We start from the raw sequence: 17,130 nt of genomic DNA, 5'->3' as shown, positions 1-17,130 counted from the left end.
GGCGCTGCTCACTGCGGCTCCTTGCGGGTGGCGTTGGCTTCGCTGGTGCGCTCGCGCAGCGCGCGCAATTCATCCTTGGCGGCGATGGTGTTGACCTCCACCGTCACCGACAGGCCGGCCACGAAGGAGCGGGTTTCTTCCGGGGTGGCGTCGATGGCCACGCGCACCGGGACGCGCTGGACGATCTTGGTGAAGTTGCCGGTGGCGTTTTGCGGCGGCAGCAGCGAGAATTGCGCGCCGGTGCCGGGCGAGAGGCTTTCCACATGACCGTGGAATTCCACGCCGGGCAAGGCATCGACCTTGATGCTGGCCGGCTGGCCGATGCGCATCAGGCCGATCTGGGTTTCCTTGAAGTTGGCGGAGACGTAGAAGCGGGTCGGCACCACCGTCATCATGCGCGTGCCGGCCGAGACGAACTGGCCGACGCGCACCTGCTTGTCACCGATGCGGCCATCGACGCTGGCGCGGATTTCGGTATAGCCGAGGTTGACGCTGGCAGCGTCGTACTGGGCCTTGGCGGTTTCACCCTGGGCCTGGGCCTGGCGCACCTGGGCCTGCAGCGAACGCACCCGCAGTTGGGCTGCATCCAGGGCGGCACGACGCGCCGCCACCGTGGTGCGGGCCTGGGCCTGCTGGTTGCGCAGGGTGGTCAGGCGTTCGCGGGTTTCGGCGCCGGAGGCGGCCAGGGGGGTGTAGCGCTCCACTTCGGAGGCGGCAAAGCGCGCATCCTCTTCGGCGGCGGCCAGTTGCGCCTTGGCCTGGGCGATGGCGGCCTGCTGTTCGGCCAGTTGCGCATTGGCGGCTTCCTGGCTGGCGCTGGCGGCGTCGATCTGGGCCTTGGCTTGCGCCGCCTGGGCGGAATAGTCGCGGGCGTCGATGCGTACCAGTGGCTGGCCGGCCTTGACGATCTGGTTGTCGGCCACCAGCACCTGGTCCACGTAGCCGGTGACCTTGGAGGAGACGGTCACGCTATCGGCATGGATGAAGGCATCGTTGGTGCTTTCCAGGTACTTGCCGCGGAACTGGTAGTACAGCACCCAGGCCACGACCACGACCAGCACCACCAGCCCGAGGGCGCGCAGGATGAAGCGGGCGCGCGGGCTCATGCGCTTCTTGGGTGGGTTCTTCTTGTCGCCGTTGGTGTTCGTATTGGCATTGGCGCCGGGGGCGGAGGTGGATGGCTCCGCTTGCTGCTGACTGGGCTGCTGGTTTGACTGCTGACTGCTGGATGTGGCGTCGGTCATCTTTTTTATCCTAATATCGGGGCGATGATGGCGTGGAGTGACGTTGGGGAATTGCCGGGGACTTCAATGTGGCGTCATCAAGATTTCTGATCAGCAACACTATGCTTCACTTTTTGTGAGCGGAAATATTAATGAGGTACCATATGATATGGTATCCAGGAAAATCATGTCTACAGGCTTTTCAAACGATTACAGCGGGGCCGCCGAGGCGCTGCGCGACTTCTACATCCGCTCGCACCGCACGCTGGACAAGCTCATGGCCGGCGAAGGGGCTTCGCTGGCGCGCAACAAGATGCTCGGCCACATCGAGCGCAACAGTCCGGTGCGGGCGGCCGACCTGGCCACGGCCTTCGGCTTCGCGCCGCGCACCATCACCGAGGCCATCGATGCGCTGGAGCGCGACGGGCTGGTGCAACGAACCGGCGACATCAGTGACCGGCGGGTCAAGCACATCGCTTTGACAGCCGCCGGCAAAGAAGTGCTGCGCGCCTCGGAGCCGGTCAAGAAAACCTTTATCGATGGCTTGTTCGCGGCGCTGGAGGAAGAGGAAATCGCCACGCTGACGCGGGTGCTGGGCAAGCTCAACGGGCGGCTGGCGGAACTGGAGGAAAGTTATTCGGCACAGGCCGCCACCGCGGCCGGCGCCACGGATGAGCCAGCCGGCAAGCGCGGCCGCAGGAAAGACTGAGGCGTAAAAAAAGCGCTCCCCGTGAAAGGGAGCGCTTGGCGCCGGGCAGGTTGGAGGGCCTGCCGGTCCGCCGATCAGCCGCCGGCGAAGCGATCGGTGGCGGCAACCAACTGGTCCAGGATGCCGGGTTCGTTGTAGGCGTGGCCGGCGCTGTCGATCAGGTGCAGCTGCGAGCCGGGCCAGGCCTGGTGCAGATCCCAGGCCGACTTGGCCGGCGTGGCGAGGTCGTAGCGCCCTTGCACGATCACGGCGGGGATACCTTCCAGACGCGACACATTGGCCAGCAACTGGCCCTCTTCCATGAAGCCCTTGTGGAAGAAGTAGTGGTTCTCGATGCGGGCAAAGGCCAGTGCGAACTGGGCATCGTTGAAGGAATCGATCAGGCGTTCATCGGCCACCAGCGTGATGGTGCTGGCTTCCCAGCGGCTCCAGGCACGTGCGGCCTGCAGCTTGGCGGCTTCATCGTCGCCGGTCAGGCGCTTGCGGTAGGCATGCACCAGATTGCCGCGCTCGGCGGCGGGGATCGGCGCGAGGAACTCGTCCCAGCGGTCCGGCACCATCCACGATGCGCCCTCCTGGTAGTACCAGTCCAGCTCGGCCTGGCGCAGCAGGAAGATACCGCGCAAGACCATTTCGGTCACGCGCTGCGGATGGGTCTGGGCATAGGCCAGTGCCAGGGTGCTGCCCCAGGAACCGCCGAAGACCTGCCAGCGCTCGATGCCCAGCATCTCGCGCAGGCGTTCGATATCGGCCACCAGGTCCCAGGTGGTGTTGGCCTCCAGGTTGGCGTGCGGCTGCGAGCGGCCGCAACCGCGCTGGTCGAACAGGACGATGCGGTATTTCTCCGGATTGAACAGACGCCGGTGCGACGGGCCGCAACCGCCGCCGGGGCCGCCATGCAGGAACACCACCGGCTTGCCCGCCGGGTTGCCGCACACTTCCCAATAGATCTGGTGACCGTCGCCGACATCCAGCAGGCCGTGATCATGGGGCTCTATCGGGGGATAGAGGCCGCGCAAGGAGGTGCTGGAGGTGGAAGTGGTCGAGGTCATCGGGAATCCTTGAAGGTGAATGCAAGACGGGAACAACGTTCAGACGTGAAACGCAAAGGTGAAGAAAGGTGAAGTATAGGACTGGAATCGAGATCCTTCACTCGACCACGAGTTCCGGATTGTTCTTCACCTCGTTGAGGACGAAGAAGGAACGCAATTGCCGCACACCCGGCAGGCGCAGCAGCGTATTGGCGTGCAGCCGGTTGAAGGCCTGCAGGTCCTTGACCCGCAATTTGATCCAGTAATCGAATTCACCGGCCAGCAGCAGGCACTCCTGCACGGCGGCGATGTCGCGCACGGCCTTTTCGAATTCGGCAAAACTCTCCGGCGTGGAGCGGTCCAGCACCACGCCCACCGTCACCAGCACCGGCAGGCCCAGTTTTTCGGGGTCCAGGATGGCGCGCACTTCCTTCACATAACCCTCGTCCATCAGGCGTTTGGTGTGGTTCCAGCAGGCCGTGGCACTCATGCCCAGCTTCTTGGCCAGCTCGGCATTGCCGATGCGGCCATCCTTCTGCAGCGCCTTGAGGATGCGCTTGTCCATGCGATCTAGCGTCATGATGATTATTCCGATTATTCTTGCAAAGTCGAATGGATATTTTCACGAAATAATTTACGTCACTTCTTTCAACCGAATCATGCCATAAATTCGGAAACACCATTTAAATGAGGCGGCGTAAAGTTGATCCCGGCGATTCGATGTGAATCGGACCACTTTTCCTGAATCCACCTGAACCGGAGCAACCCCATGCTGGCACTCGACAAACTCTTCCCGCGCAAGACGCTGGGCTTCTTCCCCTCCCCCATTCACAAGCTGGAACGACTCTCCGCCATGCTGGGCGTGGAAGTCTGGGCCAAGCGCGATGACGTGTCCTCGGGCCTGGCCTTCGGCGGCAACAAGATCCGCAAGCTGGAATGGCTGGTGGCCGATGCCCTGGCCAAGGGTTGCGACACCCTGGTCTCGATCGGCAACATCCAGTCCAACCACACGCGCCAGGTCTGTGCGGCAGCGGCCGCAGTCGGCATGAAGTCCTATACGGTGCAGGAAACCTGGCTGGAATGGGATGACCCGGTCTACGACAAGGTCGGCAACATCCTGCTGACCCGCATCATGGGCGGCAACCCCATCATGGGCGGTTACGGCTATTCGACCACCGAGAAGGACACCTGGGCCCGCGCCCTGGAAGAAGTGCGCGCCAAGGGTGGCAAGCCCTACGCAATTCCGGCCGGGGCCTCGGACCACCCGCTGGGTGGCCTGGGCTATGCCAACTTCGCCGACGAAGTGGCGATGCAGGAGCAGCAGCTGGGCATCTTCTTCGACAACATCGTGGTGGCCACCTGCACCGGTTCCACCCAGGCCGGCATGGTGGTGGGCTTCGCCGCACAGGAAAAGCGTCGCCGCGTGATCGGTATCGATACCGCCGACGATGAAGCCATGACCCGCCGCGCCGTCACCAAGATCGCCAACGACACCAGCGAGCTGATCGCCTCCAAGGGTGGCCAGCGCGTGGTGGTGCGCGATACCGACATCGAGATCATCCCCGACTACAGCGGCCCGGCCTATGGCCTGCCGAGCGAGCAGACCATCGCCGCCATCCGCACCGCTGCCGAGATGGAAGCAATGCTGACCGATCCTGTCTATGAAGGTAAATCCATCGACGGCCTGATCGACATGGCCAAGAAGGGTCATTTCAAGGGCCAGCGCGTGCTGTATGCCCACCTGGGTGGCGCACCGGCACTGAATGCCTATTACAAGGCCTTCGAAGATCCGGAAAACCTGACCAAGCTGGCCCGCGAAGCCCGCTTCAAGGAGTAAGCCCGGGCGCGGCCTGCGGGCCGTACGCTATGCCTATGGCCATCAACAGCCCGACCTGTGTATGCAGGCCGGGCTGTTGCGCTTTCTGTGATGCTTGCTGTCATGCTTTCTGTCTCTCTTTCGTGACTCTTTCGTCACTCTTGCGCCCGCAGATCTGCTGTTTCCACACCTTGTGCCGACCCGCTTGATCGGCATCAAAGCCCGCCAGCCGCTTCACGCGTACCTTTCGCACATCCTCACTCGACAGGTAAAAACCGTGAAAAAAATCGTCACAATCACTGCCGCCGTGGCAGCCCTGGCATCCTCGTTTGCCGCCCCCGTCTTCGCACAGGAAGCCCAAAGCCCGTGGCTGGTGCGCGTACGCGCCGTCAACCTGAGTCCGGAAAACAAGTCCGACCCCGTGCTTGGACAAGGCGCCTCGGACCTGATCACCATCAACAACAAGGTGATCCCCGAATTCGACATCAGCTACTTCTTCACCCCGAACATCGCCGCCGAGCTGGTGCTGACCTATCCGCAAAAGCAGGACGTGCGCCTGTCCGGCACCAAGATCGGTACCTTCAAGCATCTGCCGCCGACCCTGACCCTGCAATACCACTTCATGCCTGAAGCAGCCTTCAGCCCCTACGTCGGCGCCGGTATCAACTACACCCGCATCTCCAGCGTCAATATCGACGGTGGCCTGCGTCTGGACAGCAGCAGCGTGGGCGGTGCCCTGCAGGTGGGCGCGGACTACAAGATCGACAAGAACTGGGTGCTCAACTTCGACGTCAAGAAGGTGCAGATCTCCAGCGACGTGAAGACCGCCTCCGGCACCAAGATCAGCAACGTCAAGATCGACCCGTGGCTGATCGGCGTTGGCGTGGGTTACCGTTTCTAAGGTATTCTTGCCGCACCCAAACGGCGCGATCCGTCATCCCTGATGACCGGTCGCGTTGTTTTTTGGGATCAGCGCTAACGTCCCCGCCATCGGTCCCGAGCCGAACGCCCACACCTTTGCAAGCGCCATCCGCCATTTGCAGCGTTAGCAGGAGCAGTCTCATGCGGCATGCTCCCCCGTCCACCGTTTGAAAGTAGGAAGAGGTAAATTCGATGTCGACGACTTCGCACCCCAACACACCGGTCGCGCCAGGCGCACCGATGCCCCATCGCAAGATCATCCGATCGTGGGTGATCCCGATCAGCCAGCGCAGCACCGCCATTGCGCTGGCGCTGTCGGTACTGGATTTCGGCCTGTTCGGCGCCAGCCTGGCGGCCGTGATCTGGGTCCCCTGGCTGCTGGCCAAGATCGTGCTGGGCGTGGTCAATGGCTTCATCATCGGGCGCCTGTTCATCCTCGGCCACGATGCCTGCCACCAGGCCTTCACGCCCAACCGCAAGCTCAATACCTGGCTGGGCCGACTGCTGTTCATGCCCTCCCTGACCCCCTACAGCCTGTGGGCCGTCGGTCACAACGTGGTGCACCACGGCTATACCAACCTGAAGGGTTTCGATTTCGTCTGGCAACCGCGTTCGCTGGAAGAGTTCCGCGCCCTGCCGCGCTGGCGCCAGCGCCTGGAGCGCATCTACCGCAGCGGCTTCGGTCCCGGCCTGTACTACATGATCGACATGTGGTGGAAGCGCATGTACTTCCCCTCGAAGAAGCAGATGCCCACCCGTCGCGCCGAATTCATGTGGGATGGCGTGCTGGTGACCATCGTGGCGGCCGTCTGGGTCGGTGGCCTGGCCTGGGCCGCGCAAGCCACCGAGCAATCCTTCTGGACGCTGCTGGTGACCGGCTTTGCGATTCCCCTGCTGTTCTGGAAGGCCATGATCGGCTTCGTGGTGTATGTCCACCATACGCATACCTCGGTGGCCTGGTATGAAGACAAGGTCACCTGGGCCGCTGCCCAGCCCTTCGTCTCCACCACCGTGCACCTGACCTTCGGTCGCTACTGGGGCGCGCTGCTGCATCACATCATGGAACACACCGCGCACCACGTGGACATGAGCGTGCCGCTGTACCGCCTGAAGCAAGCCCAGAAGAAGCTGGAAACCATGCTGCCGGGCCGGATCGTGATCCAGCGCTTCTCGTGGCGTTGGTACTTCGATACTGCTCGCCGCTGCAAGCTGTACGACTTCAAGCGCCTGTGCTGGACCGACTATCGCGGTCGCCCCACCAGCACCCCGCTGCCGCTGCCGGACATGAGCAAGAGCACGGCAGAGGCGTGATCGGCAATCAATGGCACTGCCTGTGCCATCCGTTCAGGTAGCCACGATGTAGCTGAAGCTTCAATAACAAGACGGTCGCATGGAAGGGCATTCGCGGGTCCCCGGTAACCCCGCGATACCGCCCACTTTCCCCCATCAAGGCCGCTCCTCCCTTCTTGCACTTCTCACGCCAAAAGCAGACAACTGTCGCTTTTCAGCGGAGTTCCAGCCCGGAATGCCCGCCTTGCAGCCCGATGCGGCGATTAGAACTCATTTCATAAATAGTCGCGAGATGCGTTCTGCCCAGAAAGGGCGCTGGGCGCGTTGCGCTCCTTGCGTGTGGCACCACCACACGACGCGTCGCGCGCCTTGCCAGCGCCCTTTCTGGGCAGAACCCGGAGGGAGCGGCCCGTTTGGGCGAATTGCTGCGTTACGAATCTGGGTCAAGACGCCCAGTCTTGACCCAAATTCGCGCCTTGCACTTCATCCCAAACGGGACTCGCTCGCACTCGCGCCTATTTATGAAATGAGTTCTACTTTGTTCATGTTTGATCTGGGACAAGAAATGCCGTCTGATTCGGGAATACTGTGCTGCTTATCTTGTTCCGCGCACTTAAAATCGAGTCATTCGATTGCCACATGTCCGCCGGGAACATCGTATGAACCAGTCTTGTCACTCCGCTCCACTTTCCGCATCGGCCAATGCCGCTGCTCCCCTGTCCCAGTGTTCGTCGTTGACGGCTGCACGTGAAGCGGCCGCCAGCTCCGCACTGCGTAGCTGCACCGCATGCGGCATGCACCAGCTGTGCCTGCCCATGGGCCTGGACGAATCCGACATGAAACGCCTGGACAAGATCATCGGTCGCCGCAAGGTGGCCCGCGATGATTTCCTCTACCGCATCGGCGACCAGTTCACGGCCTTGTACGCAGTACGCGTGGGCCACTTCAAGACCTATCAGGAAAACCTCGACGGCGATCGCCAGATCACCGGCTTCCAGATGCCTGGCGAACTGCTGGGCATGGATGCGATCAGCACCGAGACGCATCAATGCGATGCGGTGGCGCTGCAGGACAGTGAAGTCTGCGAGATCCCGTTTGCCCGCCTGGAACAGCTGTTCGGCCAGATCCCGCACCTGCTGCGTCACTTCCACCGGATGATGAGCCACGAGATCACCAGTGAACAGAACGTCATCATGCTGCTCGGTAATATGCGTGCCGAACAACGCTTTGCCGCCTTCCTGGTCAACCTGTCTTCGCGCTATGCAGCCCGTGGATATTCATCCACCCGTTTCCAGCTGCGCATGACACGCCAGGACGTGGGCAACTATCTCGGCCTGACCATCGAAAGCATCAGCCGACTGATCTCCAAGTTCCGCAAGCTGGGCTTGCTGGCCGTGGAGCAACGTGACGTGGAAGTGATCGATCTGCCGGCCCTGAAGCGCCTGGCGGCCGGAGTGGAGTCTTCCACCCCCGCACCTGCCGCGACCGCACGCGTAGCGGTCTAGGGGTCTAGGCCCGACCTCGTCCGGGGCGTTCAGCCCTGGACGAATTGACGCAGGCGCTCGCGAGGCAGCGCCCGGGTCAGCCGTACGGCCAGCAGGCCGCACACGGCAAAACTCCCCCAGAAGCAGAAGAAACCGACGGTGTAGGCGCCCATCGCTTCCCATTCATGGCCTGAGACCATGGCCAGCTCGTCCGGGTTGAACAGGGAAAAGAACACGCCTTCGGCCGCGATGGCCATCAGAAAAGCCACCCAGAGGACGATGGCGATATTGCGTTGCTGTTTGCGCATGGCTGTCTCCTTCAGTTATTTCATCCGTAGACTGACCGGTCTTGCAGCCGGTTTGATTGCAGCTTAGCGCATTATTCGGCCGGTGCGTAGGCCTCTGCATTCATTTCGATGCTGCGCTGTTGCGGCCACACCCAGTTGCCGTGCAACCGCCAGGCATGGCTGCCGTCTTCGGCCACCAGGCGCCAGCGCGCCTGCTCCAGCTCCGCCAGGGGAACCGAGAACGTTCCGTCGGCGGCAGGACGGACCATCAGGGTCCGGTCCTTGGAAGGCTGGGTCGGATGCACCAGGCTGATGATCAGGGTCTGCCCTTCCTGGCCGACCGCCGGTACTTCGCGCATCTGCAGCCGGCCCCGCAGCACGGCAGCCGCCGGGTCGTAGCCGATGCCGATGGCCGCACCCAGGCGCTGCGCCTCATGGTCACGACGCAGGTCCTTGTTGATGGCCTTGCCCTGCTTGTAATAGTCGTCGGCCACCAGCGCATCGGCGCGCGAGATGGCCAGCCAGGCGGTGAAGATGCCGGCGACCACGACCACGGCCGGGCCGGACATCAACAGCCACGGCCAGCGATGACGATACCAGGGTGTGGCGGGGGCCAGCTTGGGGGATAAGGTTTGCATGATTTCCTCTCTATCTCTGAACGGATGGGGACAGGTCTTGGCTCAACGTCGTGGCACCAGGAACACGGCCTTCTCGCTGACCTGCACTGACGGCTGGTCTTCCGCCTGCAGGGCGATGCGAATCTTGTTGGAGCCGACTTCACCCGCGCCATGCGGCGCGCGCACACGGATCGGTACCATCAAGGTCTGGGTGGCGGCCATCTCGATGGGTTCGGCCGGATCGACCGTCAATCCATCGATGCCGCTGGCGCTGATGCGGTAGCGATGGCCGCGCTCATCGGTGTTGATGACCTGCAGGCGGTAGACGTTCTCGATGATGCCGTCTTCCACCTCACGCCCCATGGAGCCACGATCACGGATCACATCCAGCTTCAGCGGCGTGCGTATCCACAGCGAGCTGGCAAACAAGGCAATCACCACGCCCAGGATGGCGGTGTAGATCAGGATGCGCGGACGCAACAGGCGACGGCGGATTTCCGAGGTCGAGAAGCCCTGCTCGACGGCGTTTTCGGTGGAATAGCGGATCAGGCCACGCGGGCGCTTGATCTTGTCCATCACGCTGTCGCAGGCGTCGACGCAGGCGGCGCAACCGATGCACATGTACTGCAGGCCCTGCCGGATATCGATGCCGGTGGGGCAGACCTGCACGCACATCGTGCAATCGATGCAGTCGCCCGCCTTGCCGCCAGTCTCCAGCTTGGCGGCCCTGGCTGCCGGCATGCGCGGCTCGCCGCGGGCGGCGTCGTAGGTGATGATGAGTGAATCGCGGTCGAACATGGCGCTCTGGAAGCGTGCATAGGGGCACATGTACTTGCAGACCTGCTCGCGCATCCAGCCGGCATTGCCATAGGTGGCGAAGCCATAGAAGCCGATCCAGAACATCTCCCACGGTCCCAGGGCCAGGCTGCCGATCTCCGGCAGCAGGTCGCGGATGGGCGAGAAATAGCCGACAAAGCTGATGCCCGTCCACAGGGCCAGCGCGCCCCAGGCCAGATGCTTGGCCGACTTGCGCCACAGCTTGTCGAACGACCAGCCCTGGCGGTCCAGGCGCATGCGGGCGCTGCGATTGCCTTCGATGCGGCGCTCGATCCACAGGAAGATTTCGGTATAGACCGTCTGCGGGCAGGCATAGCCACACCAGACACGGCCGGCCACGGCCGTAAACAGGAACAGGCTGAACGCACAGATGATCAGTAATGCGGCCAGCCAGATGAAGTCCTGCGGCCAGAGCACCAGCCCGAACAGGTAAAACTTGCGGGAAGCCAGGTCGAACAGCACGGCCTGGCGCTCGTTCCAGTTGATCCACGGCAGCCCGTAGAACACCAGCTGCGTCAGGAACACGCAAAGCCAGCGCAGGCTGGCAAACCGGCCCTGGATCTCGCGCGGGTAGATCGGTTCACGCGCGGCATACATACGTATGACGGCGTATTCCTCCTTGCCGTCCTTGCCGTCCTTGCTGTCGGCGCTCTGGGGTGGCAGGTCCCCCTCCTTGTCCTGCCCGGGTTTCGTTACGGCCTTGTCCATGGTATTGCCTGATCTGCTTTCACTCTCTGTGCGCTTCCAGACTGTGGTGAGAAGCGCCTTTCACGAAACCGCCGGGAGCGCGCAGATCTTTGTCTGCGTCAGTCCCGGCGGCGGATGACGTCACGTCGTCAAGACGGCTTACTTGGCGGCTGCATTGCTGGGCTTGTTGGACAAGCTCCACACATAGGCGGCCAGAACATGCACCTTGGGTTCGCCGAGGAACTCGCCAAACGACGGCATGGTGTTGTCACGGCCCTTGTTGATGGTTTCCTTGATGGTGTCGATGCTGCCGCCATAGAGCCAGATCTTGTCCGACAGGTTGGGCGCGCCCAGTGCCTGGTTGCCCTTGCCGCCGGGACCGTGGCAGGCCATGCAGGCGGCGAACTTGGACTTGCCCAGTTCAGCCTTGATCGGGTCATGGGCCGAGTCGGACAGGCTCAGCACGTAGTTGGCCACGTTGTCGACATCCTTGTCGCTGCCCACTGCGGCGCCCATCGGAGGCATCACGCCATGGCGACCCTTGAGGATGGTTTCCTTGATGATCTCCGGGGTGCCGCCATGCAGCCAGTCGTTGTCGGTCAGGTTGGGGAAGCCCTTGTTGCCGCGGGCATCCGAACCGTGGCACTGCGCGCAGTAGGTCAGGAACAGGCGCTCGCCGATGGCATGGGCTTGCGGATTGGCGGCGACCTCCTTCAGGTCCTGCTTCATGAAGCCCTCGAACAGCGGACCGTACTTGGCCTCGGCGGCCTTGACGTCGGCATCGTGCTCGCCGGTCGAGCGCCAGCCCAGGGTACCGGGCAGGTTGCCCAGGCCCGGATAGGCGACCAGGTAACCGACCGAGAAGAAGATGGTCAGGTAGAACAGCCACATCCACCAGCGCGGCAGGGGGTTGTTCAGTTCGCTCAGGTCTTCGTCCCAGACGTGGCCGGTGGTGGACCCGGCGACCGGCTGGTCGCCCTTCTTGACCTTCCAGTTGGACTGCTGCCAGAGCAGCAGCGCACAACCGGCGATGCCCAGCACGGTCAGGACGATGATCCAGATATTCCAGAAACCATTGGTGAAATCAGCCATGGCGCACCTCCTTGTCGACGCCTTCCGCAGCCGGCTGGCCGATATCGCCATCGGCAAAGGGAATCATCTCGGCTTGCTTGAAATCGGCGGGCTTGTGGCCGACGTAGGTCCACCACAGGATGCCGGCAAAGGTGATGAAACTGATCAGCGTGATCAGGCTGCGTGGATCGGTAATCATTTCAATCATGGTCTTATCTCTCCGCCTTGATCAGGATGCCCAGGCCCTGCAGGTAGGCGATCAGCGCATCCTGCTCGGTCTTGCCGACCAGTTCGGCCGGGGCGTTCTTGATGTCTTCTTCGGTGTACGGGTCGCCGATGCGCTTCAAGGCCTTCATGCGCGAGACGATGTCGTAGTTGTCCAGCTTGGTCTGTTCCAGCCACGGGTAGGCAGGCATGTTGGACTCCGGCACCACGTCACGCGGGTTGTGCAGGTGGGCACGATGCCATTCATCGCTGTAGCGGCTGCCGACGCGGGCCAGGTCAGGACCGGTCCGCTTGGAACCCCACTGGAAGGGGTGGTCGTAGACCGATTCGCCCGCCACGGAATAGTGGCCATAGCGCTCGGTCTCGGCACGCAACGGACGGATCATCTGCGAGTGGCAGTTGTAGCAACCCTCGCGGATGTACACGTCGCGGCCCGCCAGGCGCAGCGCCGAGTAGGGCTTCAGGCCGGCGATCGGCTCGGTGGTCGATTTCTGGAAGAACAGCGGCACGATCTCGGCCAGGCCGCCGACGCTCACCACCAGCAGCACCAGGCCGATCAGCAGCCAGGGGTTCTTCTCGATCCATTCATGCGAAAACTTCATATTTCCCCCAAATCAGTGCGCAGCGTTGGTCACGGCAGGAATCGGTGCGACGGCCAGTTCGGTGCCGCGCATCGTGCGCCAGGTGTTGTAGGCCATCACCAGCATGCCGGACAGGTACATCAGTCCACCCATCAGACGGATGACGTAGTACGGATAGGTCGCCTTGACGCTTTCCACGAAGGTGTAGGTCAGGGTGCCGTCGCTGTTGACGGCGCGCCACATCAGGCCTTGCATGACACCGGCGATCCACATCGCGGCGATGTACAGGACGATGCCGATGGTGGCGACCCAGAAGTGGATCTCGATCAGGTCCTTGCTCCACATCTGGGTCTTGCCCGACAGACGCGGAATCAGGTAGTACATCGCACCCATGGTGACGAAGCCGACCCAGCCCAGGGCACCGGAGTGCACGTGGCCGATGGTCCAGTCGGTGTAGTGGGACAGGGCATTGACGGTCTTGATGGCCATCATCGGACCTTCGAAGGTCGACATGCCGTAGAAGGACAGCGACACCACCAGGAACTTCAGGATGGGATCGGTGCGCAGCTGGCTCCAGGCGCCCGACATGGTCATCATGCCGTTGATCATGCCGCCCCAGGACGGTGCCAGCAGGATCAGCGAGAACACCATGCCCAGCGACTGGGTCCAGTCAGGCAGTGCGGTGTAGTGCAGATGGTGCGGACCGGCCCACATGTAGGTGAAGATCAGCGCCCAGAAGTGCACGATCGACAGGCGGTAGGAATAGACCGGACGGTTGACCTGCTTGGGGATGAAGTAATACATCATGCCCAGGAAGCCGGCGGTCAGGAAGAAGCCCACCGCATTGTGCCCGTACCACCACTGGATCATGGCATCCTGCGCGCCGCTGTACATGGAGTAGGACTTGGTCATGGTCGCCGGCATGGTCATGCCGTTGACGATGTGCAGGATGGCCACGGCGATGATGAAGGCACCGTAGAACCAGTTGGCCACGTAGATGTGCTGCACCTTGCGCTTGACGATGGTGCCGAAGAACACGACGGCGTAGGCGACCCAGACCACGGCGATCAGGATGGTCAGGGGCCATTCCAGTTCGGCGTATTCCTTGCCACGGGTGAAGCCCAGCGGCAGCGAGACCGCCGCGCCGACGATGACCACCTGCCAGCCCCAGAAGGTGAAGGCGGCCAGGAAGTCGGAGAACAGTCGTACCTGGCAGGTACGCTGCACGACGTAGTACGAGGTTGCCATGAGCGCACTACCGCCGAAGGCAAAGATGACAGCGTTGGTATGCAAGGGACGTAGCCGGCCGAAGCTCAGCCAGGGAATCCCCATGTTCAATTCGGGCCATGCCAGCTGGGCGGCGATGAACACGCCGACCAGCATGCCGACTACGCCCCACAGGATGGTCGCCACGCTGAACTGGCGCACAACCTTGTAGTTGTAGCTATTTTCTTTGCTCACGAAACTCTCCCCACTATGTTGAGTACTGATCAACGCGAGCTTACGGGGCGAGTTCCCCTGGGGCATTGACGTGTATCAAAGCGGGGAGAAGCATGAAAACAAAGACGGATAAACAACAGGAAAAACGCAGGAAAAAGACGATATCTGCCCCCAGGTACAGGCTTGAAGGAAGGACTCAGGGCGCGCCTGGAGCATCCTTGCCGGGGACGGCATCGTCGTCATGGAGGATGCGCATGGCCGGACCTTCCAGGTCATCGAACTGACCACTATCGGAGGCGCGGAAGAAGATCCAGATCGCCACGAACACCAGCAGGGTGCTCAAGGGAATGAGCAGGTAGAGCGCTTCCATCAGACACCTCCTGCCAGCGCCGGCGCGGGCGCTGCGACATCACTGGAGGCCTCGTCGACAACGCGCCCGGGGCCGCGTGCGCGGCGGCTCAGACGCAGGGCATTGCCCACCACCAGCAGCGAACTGAGCGACATGCCCACCGCCGACATCCACGGATCGAGCAGGCCGAAGGCAGCGGCCGGAATGGCCAGGAAATTGTAGAGGGTGGCCCACACCAGGTTCTGCCGCACGATGCGCATGGTCCGCTGCGCCATGCCGGCGCAATCGGCCACGGCCTGCAGGCGGTCGCTCATGATCACGGCATCGGCACTGATCTGCGCCAGCGCCGCGCCCTTGCCCATGGCAAAGGAGACATCGCCGGCACGCAGCATGGCCGCATCGTTGATGCCATCGCCGACGATGGCCACCACCGCCCCGCCCTGCTGCAACTGACGCACGTAGTCCAGCTTGCCTTGCGGCGTACATCCGGCGACCACGTCGCTGATGCCTGTTGCGGCAGCGACGTCGGCACACACCTCGGGCTGGTCGCCGCTGAGAAGAATGGTGCGCAACCCGAGCCTGCGGAACGCGGCCACGGTGGCCACCGCATCGGGCCGCAGTGCATCGGCCAGGTCGAAGCGCGCCAGCCAGCCGGCACTGCTGCCCAGGTACACCGCGCCGGCACCGGCTGCCACCGGCTGGTTCAGGGCAACGGGCAGGGCGTCACCCGCGATGTCGGCGACGAAGCGGCGCGCGCCGATGCGGTGGATCACGCCGTCGATCTGACACTGCATGCCGGCCCCGGTCACCGATTCCAGCATGGTGACGTCGACCGGCCGGACCTGTTGCTCCACCGCTTCCTGCACCAGCGCGCGCGCCAGCGGATGCAGGCTGCCACGCCCCATGGCGGCGGCCATCGCCAGCATCCGCGACTGCGGCGCTTCACTCCAGAAGGCGGTGAGTTGCGGCCGCCCCTGGGTCAGGGTGCCGGTCTTGTCGAAGACGATGGTATCGGCGCGTTGCAGGGTTTCCAGCACATTGCCGCGCACCACCAGCGTGCCTTCGCGCAGCAGCCGGTCGGTCGCCGCCGCCAGCGCCGAGGGCGTGGCCAGTGACAGTGCGCAGGGACAGGACACCACCAGCACCGCAATGGCCGTGGCCCAGGCGCGCGAGGGATCGATCAGATGCCAGGCAAGGAAGGTCGCCGCCGCCAGCAACAGCAGGGCGACCACGAAGCGCGAAGCCACCAGGTCCGCCCACTGCGCCAATGCCGGCTTGCCCTGCCCGGCCTGTTCCGCCAGTCGCGTGAGGGCGGCCAGGGTACTGTCGCGGGTAGTGCGCACTACCCGCAGCAACACCGGCTGGCTCAGGTTGACGGCGCCACCGGGGGCCTCCTGGCCAGGCTGGAAAGACTGCGGGCGACTCTCGCCGGAGAGCAGCGCCAGGTCCAGTTCGGTCTCGCCTTCGATCAGGCTGGCATCGGCCGCGATGGTGTCGCCCGGTCGGGCCAGGATGACATCGCCGGGCTGCAGTTGCGCGGCTGCCACCAGCGTGGTGTCGCGTTGTTGCGGATAGCCGCCCAGCACCAGGGCCGACGCCGGAAAGGCTTGCTGCATGCGCTCCAGCGCCGAGGCCGAACGGCGCCGCGCCGCCGTCTCCAGATAGCGGCTGGCCAGCAGCAGGAAGATGAACATGCTCACGCTGTCGAACCAGATCTCTCCCTCGCCGCGCCAGGTGGCGATGGCGCTGCCAGCGAAGGCGGCGGCGATGCCGATGGCCACCGGCAGGTCCATGCCCGGTGCGCGCGCACGCAGGCCGGCCCAGGCACCGGTGAAGAAAGGCAGGGCCGAATAGAACACGGCAGGAATGGTCAGGAACAGGCTGGCCCAGCGCATCAGCGACATCATGTCGGGATCGATGCCTTCATGCGTCATGTAGACCGGCACGGCGTACATCATGACCTGCATCATCGACAGTCCGGCGATGAACAATTGCCGGAACAGGCGACGCGAGGCGCGCCTGGCCTGCTCGCCCTGGCGCAAGGGGTCGAAGGGATAGGCGGTGTAGCCCAGGCCACGCAGACCGCGCAGGATGACGGAGGTGGGGCACAGCGCCGGATCACGGCGGATATGCAGACGGGCGCTGGCGACGTTCATCTCAGCCATATGGATGCCGGGCAGACGCGCCAGGTATTTTTCGATCAACCAGACGCAGGCCGAACAGCGCAGGCCATCAATGGAGAGCACCAGTTCTGCGGCCTGGTCCTGGCTATCGGGGGCGTCGTGATGCTGCGCCTGCAGGGGCAGGTCCACCAACGCCAGTTCCGGTGGCAGCAACTGTTCAGGATCGACGCGTGCCGAGGGCACCGTGCGACGCAGGTAGAAATCTTCACACCCGCTATCGACGATCAGACGGGCCACGCTCTGGCAACCCACGCAGCACATCGCGCGCGTATGGCCCCCGATTTGCAGCGGCCAGGCCTCCCCGGCCGGTACCGGCTGACCACAGTGGAAACACAGGTTCCCCTCCCCGCTCCCGTCGCCCTTATCGCTGCCGTTCATA

Annotated in this window: 17 protein-coding genes; 5 read left to right on the top strand and 12 right to left on the bottom strand. The window is 63.3% G+C overall.

Translation table 11 applies throughout. The features are described from left to right. Positions 1 to 8: 8 nt before the first annotated feature. A complete protein-coding gene (locus BTM36_RS11775; protein ID WP_077236411.1) occupies positions 9 to 1,244 on the bottom strand; it encodes an HlyD family secretion protein in 1,236 nt (411 codons plus the stop codon). Positions 1,245 to 1,410: 166 nt separating this feature from the next. Here BTM36_RS11775 and BTM36_RS11770 point away from each other — a divergent pair, with 166 nt between their 5' ends. After that, a complete protein-coding gene (locus BTM36_RS11770) occupies positions 1,411 to 1,932 on the top strand; it encodes a MarR family winged helix-turn-helix transcriptional regulator (protein ID WP_077236410.1) in 522 nt (173 codons plus the stop codon). Positions 1,933 to 2,006: 74 nt separating this feature from the next. On the opposite strand, the gene pip is transcribed toward BTM36_RS11770, so the two are convergent. Next, positions 2,007 to 2,984 carry a prolyl aminopeptidase gene (gene pip, locus BTM36_RS11765; RefSeq protein ID WP_077236409.1) on the bottom strand — a complete coding sequence of 326 codons (978 nt, stop codon included), beginning with the start codon at positions 2,982 to 2,984 and terminating at the stop codon, positions 2,007 to 2,009. Between the two features lie 97 nt (positions 2,985 to 3,081). Then, a complete protein-coding gene (locus tag BTM36_RS11760; RefSeq protein WP_039875916.1) occupies positions 3,082 to 3,543 on the bottom strand; it encodes an Lrp/AsnC family transcriptional regulator in 462 nt (153 codons plus the stop codon). Between the two features lie 192 nt (positions 3,544 to 3,735). Between BTM36_RS11760 and BTM36_RS11755 the strand changes: the two genes are divergently transcribed. From BTM36_RS11755 to fnr, 4 genes are all read left to right on the top strand, one after another. Further along, a complete protein-coding gene (locus BTM36_RS11755; RefSeq protein ID WP_217349579.1) occupies positions 3,736 to 4,800 on the top strand; it encodes a 1-aminocyclopropane-1-carboxylate deaminase in 1,065 nt (354 codons plus the stop codon). Between the two features lie 256 nt (positions 4,801 to 5,056). Then, the gene (locus BTM36_RS11750; RefSeq protein ID WP_006464232.1) at positions 5,057 to 5,680 is read left to right on the top strand and encodes an OmpW family protein; all 624 of its coding nucleotides are present in this window, start codon (positions 5,057 to 5,059) and stop codon (positions 5,678 to 5,680) included. Positions 5,681 to 5,940: 260 nt separating this feature from the next. Beyond that, positions 5,941 to 7,011, top strand: a complete 1,071-nt coding sequence (locus tag BTM36_RS11745) for a fatty acid desaturase (RefSeq protein WP_077236407.1) — start codon at positions 5,941 to 5,943, stop codon at positions 7,009 to 7,011. A gap of 638 nt (positions 7,012 to 7,649) precedes the next feature. After that, a complete protein-coding gene (fnr, locus tag BTM36_RS11740) occupies positions 7,650 to 8,495 on the top strand; it encodes a fumarate/nitrate reduction transcriptional regulator Fnr (RefSeq protein ID WP_077236406.1) in 846 nt (281 codons plus the stop codon). 29 nt (positions 8,496 to 8,524) lie between these two features. Here the strand turns inward: fnr and BTM36_RS11735 are convergent, their stop codons facing one another. From BTM36_RS11735 to BTM36_RS11695, 9 genes are all read right to left on the bottom strand, one after another. Then, on the bottom strand, positions 8,525 to 8,782 hold the full coding sequence (locus BTM36_RS11735) for a hypothetical protein (protein WP_077236405.1): 258 nt from the start codon (positions 8,780 to 8,782) through the stop codon (positions 8,525 to 8,527). 71 nt (positions 8,783 to 8,853) lie between these two features. Next, positions 8,854 to 9,399, bottom strand: a complete 546-nt coding sequence (locus BTM36_RS11730; protein WP_077236404.1) for a FixH family protein — start codon at positions 9,397 to 9,399, stop codon at positions 8,854 to 8,856. Between the two features lie 42 nt (positions 9,400 to 9,441). Next, complete coding sequence (ccoG, locus tag BTM36_RS11725) at positions 9,442 to 10,923, bottom strand: cytochrome c oxidase accessory protein CcoG (RefSeq protein ID WP_077236403.1); 1,482 nt, start codon at positions 10,921 to 10,923, stop codon at positions 9,442 to 9,444. 138 nt (positions 10,924 to 11,061) lie between these two features. Continuing rightward, the gene (gene ccoP, locus BTM36_RS11720) at positions 11,062 to 11,994 is read right to left on the bottom strand and encodes a cytochrome-c oxidase, cbb3-type subunit III (RefSeq protein ID WP_006464226.1); all 933 of its coding nucleotides are present in this window, start codon (positions 11,992 to 11,994) and stop codon (positions 11,062 to 11,064) included. Continuing rightward, complete coding sequence (locus BTM36_RS11715) at positions 11,987 to 12,181, bottom strand: cbb3-type cytochrome c oxidase subunit 3 (RefSeq protein ID WP_006464225.1); 195 nt, start codon at positions 12,179 to 12,181, stop codon at positions 11,987 to 11,989. The genes ccoP and BTM36_RS11715 overlap by 8 nt, the downstream gene beginning before the upstream one ends. A gap of 4 nt (positions 12,182 to 12,185) precedes the next feature. Further along, positions 12,186 to 12,800: a cytochrome-c oxidase, cbb3-type subunit II gene (gene ccoO, locus BTM36_RS11710; protein ID WP_006464224.1), complete on the bottom strand. Its 615-nt coding sequence runs from the start codon at positions 12,798 to 12,800 to the stop codon at positions 12,186 to 12,188. 12 nt (positions 12,801 to 12,812) lie between these two features. Continuing rightward, positions 12,813 to 14,240 (bottom strand): cytochrome-c oxidase, cbb3-type subunit I, encoded by a 1,428-nt coding sequence (ccoN, locus tag BTM36_RS11705; protein ID WP_006464223.1) that lies wholly within the window; start codon positions 14,238 to 14,240, stop codon positions 12,813 to 12,815. A gap of 175 nt (positions 14,241 to 14,415) precedes the next feature. Further along, entirely contained in the window at positions 14,416 to 14,589 is a 174-nt protein-coding gene (gene ccoS, locus BTM36_RS11700; protein WP_006464222.1) for a cbb3-type cytochrome oxidase assembly protein CcoS, read from the bottom strand. Next, entirely contained in the window at positions 14,589 to 17,129 is a 2,541-nt protein-coding gene (locus tag BTM36_RS11695; RefSeq protein ID WP_077236402.1) for a heavy metal translocating P-type ATPase, read from the bottom strand. Before BTM36_RS11695 ends, ccoS begins: the two co-directional genes overlap by 1 nt. Position 17,130: the final 1 nt, after the last annotated feature.

Origin of the sequence: Herbaspirillum sp. VT-16-41 (genome assembly GCF_001994935.1) — a bacterium.
Classification (GTDB): domain Bacteria; phylum Pseudomonadota; class Gammaproteobacteria; order Burkholderiales; family Burkholderiaceae_D; genus Herbaspirillum; species Herbaspirillum frisingense.
This window is presented reverse-complemented; position numbering and strand designations above follow the sequence as displayed.

What these genes read in the sequence shown, in the direction of transcription:
- ccoG (WP_077236403.1), bottom strand. Translation starts at nt 10,923, where the DNA reads ATGGACAAGGCCGTAACGAAACCCGGGCAGGACAAGGAGGGGGACCTG.
- BTM36_RS11745 (WP_077236407.1), top strand. Translation starts at nt 5,941, where the DNA reads ATGCCCCATCGCAAGATCATCCGATCGTGGGTGATCCCGATCAGCCAG.
- BTM36_RS11730 (WP_077236404.1), bottom strand. Translation starts at nt 9,399, where the DNA reads ATGCAAACCTTATCCCCCAAGCTGGCCCCCGCCACACCCTGGTATCGT.
- ccoO (WP_006464224.1), bottom strand. Translation starts at nt 12,800, where the DNA reads ATGAAGTTTTCGCATGAATGGATCGAGAAGAACCCCTGGCTGCTGATC.
- fnr (WP_077236406.1), top strand. Translation starts at nt 7,650, where the DNA reads ATGAACCAGTCTTGTCACTCCGCTCCACTTTCCGCATCGGCCAATGCC.
- BTM36_RS11715 (WP_006464225.1), bottom strand. Translation starts at nt 12,181, where the DNA reads ATGATTGAAATGATTACCGATCCACGCAGCCTGATCACGCTGATCAGT.
- BTM36_RS11770 (WP_077236410.1), top strand. Translation starts at nt 1,411, where the DNA reads ATGTCTACAGGCTTTTCAAACGATTACAGCGGGGCCGCCGAGGCGCTG.
- BTM36_RS11775 (WP_077236411.1), bottom strand. Translation starts at nt 1,244, where the DNA reads ATGACCGACGCCACATCCAGCAGTCAGCAGTCAAACCAGCAGCCCAGT.
- ccoP (WP_006464226.1), bottom strand. Translation starts at nt 11,994, where the DNA reads ATGGCTGATTTCACCAATGGTTTCTGGAATATCTGGATCATCGTCCTG.
- BTM36_RS11760 (WP_039875916.1), bottom strand. Translation starts at nt 3,543, where the DNA reads ATGACGCTAGATCGCATGGACAAGCGCATCCTCAAGGCGCTGCAGAAG.
- BTM36_RS11695 (WP_077236402.1), bottom strand. Translation starts at nt 17,129, where the DNA reads ATGAACGGCAGCGATAAGGGCGACGGGAGCGGGGAGGGGAACCTGTGT.
- BTM36_RS11735 (WP_077236405.1), bottom strand. Translation starts at nt 8,782, where the DNA reads ATGCGCAAACAGCAACGCAATATCGCCATCGTCCTCTGGGTGGCTTTT.
- ccoS (WP_006464222.1), bottom strand. Translation starts at nt 14,589, where the DNA reads ATGGAAGCGCTCTACCTGCTCATTCCCTTGAGCACCCTGCTGGTGTTC.
- pip (WP_077236409.1), bottom strand. Translation starts at nt 2,984, where the DNA reads ATGACCTCGACCACTTCCACCTCCAGCACCTCCTTGCGCGGCCTCTAT.